Annotated in this window: 1 pseudogene; it reads left to right on the forward strand. The window is 67.3% G+C overall.

Features of this window, described 5'->3' with window-relative positions:
• Positions 1–733: pseudogene (locus MOV75_RS40585) on the forward strand (SPOR domain-containing protein); the annotation flags it as partial.

A 733-nucleotide genomic window follows, 5' to 3' on the forward strand; every position in this document is an offset into this window, starting at 1 on the left:
CACCGCCCGGGCCGCCCTCATGGATGCGGCGCGCCAATGTGCAGCCGGCGCCCGCGCCGGAGCCTGACTATCCCGTCTCCGTGAACCCGGTCCATCCGCTGCATCGCTATTCAGCCCAGCCCGCCGCGCCCGAGCCTGATCTTCATCAGCCGCAGGCCTATGAGGATCAGGCCTATCAGGATCACGCCTATCAGGGGCAGGCTTACCAGCAGCAGCATCACGCCTATCAGCAACAGGCCCATCAGGAGCCTTATCAGCAGCCCGATCCGGCGCGCTACGACGATGCGCTCTACGGCCGGCTGGAGGCAGGCGAGCAGGACTATCAGCGCGATCCGGCCTATCCCGACGATCCCTACGCCTACCAGAGCGATTATCCCGAGGCGGAGCTCGAGGAGCCGAAGAAGCAGCGCGGCGGCATGATGACGGTCGCAGCGATCCTGGCGCTTGCCGTGGTCGGCACGGGCGCTGCCTTCGCCTACAAGACCTATGTCGGCTCGCCCCGCAGCGGCGAGCCGCCGATCATCAAGGCTGACAACACCCCGACCAAGATCGTGCCCTCGCCGGCGGACTCCTCAGCCAAGGTGCCGGATCGCATGGTGAGCGGCGATGGCTCCGAGAAAATCGTGCCGCGCGAAGAGGCGCCCGTCGACGTCAATGCCAAGGCGGGCGGTCCCCGCGTGGTGTTCCCGCCGTTGAACCAGAATGCGAACCCGCCGTCGGTCGCGAGCGTGTC

The organism is Bradyrhizobium sp. PRIMUS42 (assembly GCF_023006515.1).
Classification (GTDB): domain Bacteria; phylum Pseudomonadota; class Alphaproteobacteria; order Rhizobiales; family Xanthobacteraceae; genus Bradyrhizobium.